The sequence below is a fragment of the Claveliimonas sp. genome (assembly GCF_037273965.1).
GTDB classification, from domain to species: domain Bacteria; phylum Bacillota; class Clostridia; order Lachnospirales; family Lachnospiraceae; genus Claveliimonas; species Claveliimonas bilis.
Genome location: NZ_JAYAZJ010000119.1, coordinates 1 through 5,782, shown reverse-complemented (window position 1 = coordinate 5,782; position 5,782 = coordinate 1). Strand labels below are relative to the sequence as shown.

General features: G+C 45.6%; 4 protein-coding genes. All 4 read right to left on the bottom strand.

Translation table 11 applies throughout. The features are described from left to right. Positions 1–39: 39 nt before the first annotated feature. Complete coding sequence (locus tag WJ238_RS10700) at positions 40–1,227, bottom strand: sensor histidine kinase (RefSeq protein ID WP_316269436.1); 1,188 nt, start codon at positions 1,225–1,227, stop codon at positions 40–42. Beyond that, a complete protein-coding gene (locus WJ238_RS10695) occupies positions 1,224–1,895 on the bottom strand; it encodes a response regulator transcription factor (RefSeq protein ID WP_316265331.1) in 672 nt (223 codons plus the stop codon). The genes WJ238_RS10700 and WJ238_RS10695 overlap by 4 nt, the downstream gene beginning before the upstream one ends. Positions 1,896–2,116: 221 nt before the next feature. Further along, positions 2,117–3,838, bottom strand: a complete 1,722-nt coding sequence (locus tag WJ238_RS10690; protein ID WP_316269438.1) for a [FeFe] hydrogenase, group A — start codon at positions 3,836–3,838, stop codon at positions 2,117–2,119. Next, complete coding sequence (locus tag WJ238_RS10685; RefSeq protein ID WP_230105386.1) at positions 3,832–5,664, bottom strand: NAD(P)-binding protein; 1,833 nt, start codon at positions 5,662–5,664, stop codon at positions 3,832–3,834. Before WJ238_RS10685 ends, WJ238_RS10690 begins: the two co-directional genes overlap by 7 nt. Positions 5,665–5,782: the final 118 nt, after the last annotated feature.

The following is a 5,782-nucleotide window of genomic DNA, read 5'->3' as shown; positions in this document are numbered from 1 at the left end:
GTTTATCTTGCGTACAGTATAGCAAAGTAAAGTGACATTTCAGTGACTGTACAGCCTTATTTCAAAACATGCACCGCCGTTTCGTCGATTATAGGCAGTAATCGTCCCGTTCTGTAACTCAAAGATAGAACGGGCAAGCGCCAGACCAATTCCGATACCATTTCCTACTGCACGCTTGCCACGATAAAAGCGATCAAAAAGATGTGGTAAGTCCTCCTCATCAAAACCTGTCCCTTCATCCCATATCCGAATTTCTGCATAAAGAGGATTGCCTGAATACTCACAATAGACAATCCCGCCAGGCTGTGAATGCTCCATACAGTTTTTCATTAAATTGATGAAGGCTTCCATTGTCCATTCCAGATCACCGAAAAATTCAATACAGCCGTTTTCTGGTATCTCGATAAAAATATGACTATCTTGCAATATATCATTCAGATTTTCCGCTGCCAGATTAAGTGCTGTATAAAGATCAACTCTTTCGTGCTTTAACAGTAGCGTTCCTGCGTCAATCTTAGAAAGCATAAGCACGGATTCTTCCAGACGGTTCAGCCTATCCAACTGCCTTTCAATCCGATTGGCATATTCATCGGCTGCTTCCTTCTTCATAAGCTGTAAAGACAGGAATGCTGCGGTAATCGGTGTTTTTAGCTGGTGTGCGATATTTGCCAGGTTTTCGGCGAAGTTTTTCCTTGCAGAAACGGCTGCTTCTCTGGTCTGATAGAGCGTTGTAACGGTTTTGTATATCTCGTCCTGTAATCTGGAAAAATCGTCTTCCTGTGTCTGTATCAGGGTTTCCCCAGCCCCTATGTTGACCCGCTCCAAATACTCCGTCAAATCAACAATACGTTTTTGACTACGCCTGTGAAACAACCATGCTGCTAAGACAAATGCTCCAGAAACCATAAAAAATAACATGACAGGAAGAATAAAAGTATACGTTGGAATCCCTTTGCAAAACTCCTCTGCACGATAACCATATTTCCCCAAATAATTATTTTTTACTATCTCTTGTTCGCTCAATGAGTAATACCCTTTCAAACTAGACAACAACTGTGGCTCGGCTTCGGGGGAAGTTTCCAGAATGATTTCGCTGAATGCGGAAATATGTTGATAGGCTATCTGTCGATAGGTATGATAAAACAACGCGGTTGTGAAAATTATCCCCATCAAGAGAACCGCGACTGGAAAAAGCAGTAGGATTCCCTGTTTTCTTCTTTCATTCATTTCGTATCCTCCATGCGGTAGCCAAAGCTACGGATTGTTTTTAAACAGAGCGGATGATGCAGCTTTTCTCTTAACCGTTTCATGCTAACCGTCAGCGTATTGTCATTGACATAGTTCCCGCTGTTATCCCAGATCTGTTCCAAAAGTTGTCTCCTAGTGACAGTTTTTCCCTTGTTTTCCAAAAGCAGCTGAAGAAGCTGATATTCCAACTGGCTAACAATAACTTCTTGCTGCTGATAATAGACGGCAGCTTTTTCTTTATCCAACATCAAGTCATCGCAAAACAATTTCATTGCTTCTGCACCCTTTGCTCTGCGAAGCAGTGCCAGAATACGCGAATGAAGAACGGCAAGATCGAAAGGCTTTACCACATAATCGTCTGCACCATTCTGAAAACCGCTGACAATATCGCCGGAGTCGCCGCGAACCGTCAGATAGATAACGGGTAAATCATCCCATCTATCCCGAATCCAACGGCACAATTCGTTTCCGTGACCATCCGGCATATTCCAATCCAGCAAAATAACAGCAGGCAAATGGCTGATCAGTGCTTTTTTTATGTCGGTAATAGCGCCAAAGATGGTTACCTTGCAGTTTTTCTGTTCCAGATATTCTTTTACGGATTTAGCAATGATTTCATCATCTTCCGCGTAATAAACCTCAATCACAATGATTCTTCTCCCTTCTGACGATCAGATTTTCGTCTGCCATCTAATGGTTTTTTCGCACTTTGGGGAATCAGTCAAATTCTTTCCGTGTTATATAGCCCATGATTATACCTCCAACTTTTACATTCATTATATTTTGAGCGAACGAAAGACGCAACAAAGAAAGCTGCAGCATCTATGATTTCTTAATCATTGATACTGCAGCTTTCTTCTATTTTCCTTTAATGCTCGGTATGCAAAAGCATATGCGCCTTATGCGACATCGGTTTTTCCATATATTCATCATACAATTTCTGAATATCCGGATTTTCATGTGAGAAACGTAAATCTGCATTCTTATCAAGTGCATACAGCGTCTTTCCTCTTTCAAATGCCAGCTCTTCACCATCATGGATCGGCTGTCCGCCGCCGCCGACACATCCTCCCGGACATGCCATAACTTCTACAAAGTCATACTTGACTTCTCCCTTTTCCATCTTATCCAGAAGGTTTCTCGTATTTCCAAGCCCGCTGACAACTGCAGTGCGAACTTTTATTCCGTTGATATTCAGCTCTGCTTCCATCACACCGTCATTTGCGTTAAACCCGGAGCTTCTCACTGCCTTAAATGCATCCGCCTCCGGATTTTCTCCGGTAATAATAGCGTAAGCGGTACGAAGAGCAGCCTCCATAACTCCACCGGTTGCACCGAAGATAACGCCAGCGCCAGTTCCGTCGTGCATTGGTGAATCGCTCTCAATGTCCTGAAGGGTATCCGGACTGATGTGGGCAGAACGCATCATTTTCACAAGCTCTCTTGTAGTAATAACAGTATCTACACCATGTCCTGCATATTCATTATAGAAAAGTTCTTTCTCCCGTTCTGCCTTTTTTGCCACACATGGCATAACGGAAACGGTATAAATCTCCTCCGGAGATTTTCCAATTTTTTCTGCAAAATAAGTCTTCATAACTGCCCCGAACATTTCCTGTGGAGATTTTGCCGTGGACAGATATTTTACAAGATGCGGATACTGGGATTTTGCAAATCTCACCCATCCCGGACAGCAGGATGTAAACATCGGACGGTCTTTGAGTTCTCCGGATGTAAACCTTTGTACAAACTCGTTGGCTTCCTCCATAATGGTCAGATCAGCGGAAAACACAGTATCAAATACATAATCTACTCCCATTCTCTTCAAGGAGTCCATAATCTTTCCAATAGTTGCCTCTTCCGGTTTCAGACCGATCTGCTCGCCCCAGGATGTTCTGACAGCCGGAGCCACCTGAACCACAACGGTTTTCTTCTCATCGGCAATGGCATCCCATACTTTCTCTGTATCATCTCTTTCACGAAGCGCGCCCACCGGACAGTGCGTAATACATTGTCCGCACAAAGAACAGGGGGCATCCTCGATCTTTCCATGTCCGGCTACATTTACAGTTGTTCTGGAACCTGTCCCTTCTACATCCCACACGGAAAGTTTCTGTACTTTGTCACAGACCTGAATACATCTCATACATTTAATACATTTTGCAGAGTCTCTGATCAGCGGGAAATCCTGATTCCACAGCTGACGCTCAATCTCCTTTTCAAATGGAATATCCAAAATATTCAGATCATTTGCGATTTTCTGCAGGCTGCAGTTTCCGCTTCTTGCACAGGTCACACACTGACAGTCATGCTGCGACAGGATCAGTTCCACATTCGTCCTCCTGTCTTTACGCACTTTGGGACTGTTTGTGTGGATCACCATCCCTTCCTCTGCCACATTATTGCAGGAGGTGATCAGACGATTTTTCCCTTCCAGTTCCACCACACAAACACGACAGGCTGCAATCTCATTAATCCCTTTCAGGTAGCACAGCTTTGGGATTGGTATCCCATTTTGCCTTGCAGCTTCCATAATCGTTGTATTTTCTTTTACGGAAATCTGTTTTCCATCTATTGTCAGGTTTACCATAATCTCTCACGCCCTCCTTTGAATATTCCATAGCCGAAGTGGTCGCAGCGCAGACAGCGTCCCGCTTCCTGCTTTGCTTCCTTTTCTGTCATGCAGTTTTCCACTCCCTCGAAATCGCATACACGTTCGCATGCTTCCCTCTCTGTCAGGTTTACCCTTCCGCAAGGAGAACGGTCGGAAAGATTGGCCTCCGGGATCTCCACATCACAGGAAATCTCATGGTGATAGCCAAGGTATTCATCAATATTTGCCGCAACAACTTTTGCTGCCGCAATAGCAGTGATTACAGAAGCCGGGCCACTGGCACAGTCGCCTCCTGCAAATACACCAGGCATATTTTCAAAGGTTCCGGTACTCTTCGTACGGATCTTCCCTCTCTCTACCGGGATTCCCGCCTCCTCAAAATGCCGCGTTTCAATATTCTGCCCGATGGCTACGATCAGCACATCGCAAGGGATGTATACATCCGGCTCTCCGGTAGGACGGATACTGGCTCTTCCATCTTTGATGGCGCTTACCATCTGCGGCGTTACATAGATACCTTTTACATGATGGTTTTCATCTACATCGATTGCTGCCGGAGCTTTCAGAGTCTGCAATTCAATTCCCTCTGCCACTGCTCCTTCAATTTCCTGTGGCAGTGCTGTCATATCTGCCACACGGCGGCGGTAAACAATGCTGACCTTCTTTGCACCAAGACGTTTTGCAGTACGCACTGCATCCATAGATACATTTCCGCCTCCAATAACAGCAACTTCCTTGCCGGTCAGATCCATGATCATATTTTTGCCCACGTTTCTAAGGAACTGTACTGCAGAGAGAACTCCGTCAGCATCTTCTCCTTCCAGCCCCAGTTTTTTATCCGTACTTGCTCCGATCGTAATCAGCACAGCGTCATACTCTTTACGAAGCTGCTGGATTGTAATATCCTGTCCGATCTTCAGGCCGTATTTTACCTGTACGCCAGTCTTCAAAATGCAGTTGATATCATCTTCCAGTCTTTCTTTCGGCAGACGGTAATTAGGGATTCCATATCGCAGCATACCTCCAAGTTTTGGAAGCATCTCATATACAACTGCCTGATGTCCCATCAGCTGCAGGTAATAAGCGGCACTCAATCCTCCAGGTCCTCCTCCAAGAACCGCTATCTTTTTACCGGTAGACGGCGCACATTCCGGCGGATCCACCTCTCCTGCAAAGTCTGCTGCCACTCGTTTCAGTCCCCTGATATTAATGGAATCATCCACCATATTTCTCCGGCATCTCGCCTCACATGGATGTTCACAGATAAATCCGCATGTAGTAGGGAATGGATTATCCTTCCGGATCAGCCGTACGGCATCTGCATATCGTCCCTCTCCTACCAGCGCTATGTAACCCGGAACGTCCACGTGAGCCGGACATAAGGCCACACAGGGAACCGGCTGATTGTAGGTGCAGGTACAGCGTCCGTTCTGGATATGTTCAATATAGTCATCCCGGTATCCGATCAGTCCCTTATAAACCATATTGGCTGCCTCATAGCCAATGGCACAGTCTGCTGATTCCATAATGGAGAGTGCTGTCTCTTCCATATAGTCCAGCGTTTTCATTGTTGCTTTTCCGTCCAGCACATCTTTGATAAAACGATTAAGCTGGCCAAGTCCGATTCTGCACGGCACACATTTTCCGCACGTCTGTGCATGGCACAGTTCCAGAAAGGCTCTTGCCATATCTACCGGACATAAGCCCGGAGGACTGGATTCAATTCTTCTTTCCAGATCCTTGTAGAGACCTTCCATGACGATCCGCGCTCTGTTTGGAGATACAATCTCTAATCTGCTCATTTCTTTTCCTTCTTTCCTCTCAATGTTATAGTACCCTGGGGAAGCCCTCCAGCAGCTTCCTTGCACGCCTTGCAAGCTCGAACCCTTCGGGTTCTCCCTCGCGGGCTTCGCCGCCCTC

Excerpts from the sequence above, each read along its gene's own strand:
- WJ238_RS10700 (WP_316269436.1), bottom strand. The coding sequence starts at position 1,227 with ATGAATGAAAGAAGAAAACAGGGAATCCTACTGCTTTTTCCAGTCGCG.
- WJ238_RS10690 (WP_316269438.1), bottom strand. The coding sequence starts at position 3,838 with ATGGTAAACCTGACAATAGATGGAAAACAGATTTCCGTAAAAGAAAAT.
- WJ238_RS10685 (WP_230105386.1), bottom strand. The coding sequence starts at position 5,664 with ATGAGCAGATTAGAGATTGTATCTCCAAACAGAGCGCGGATCGTCATG.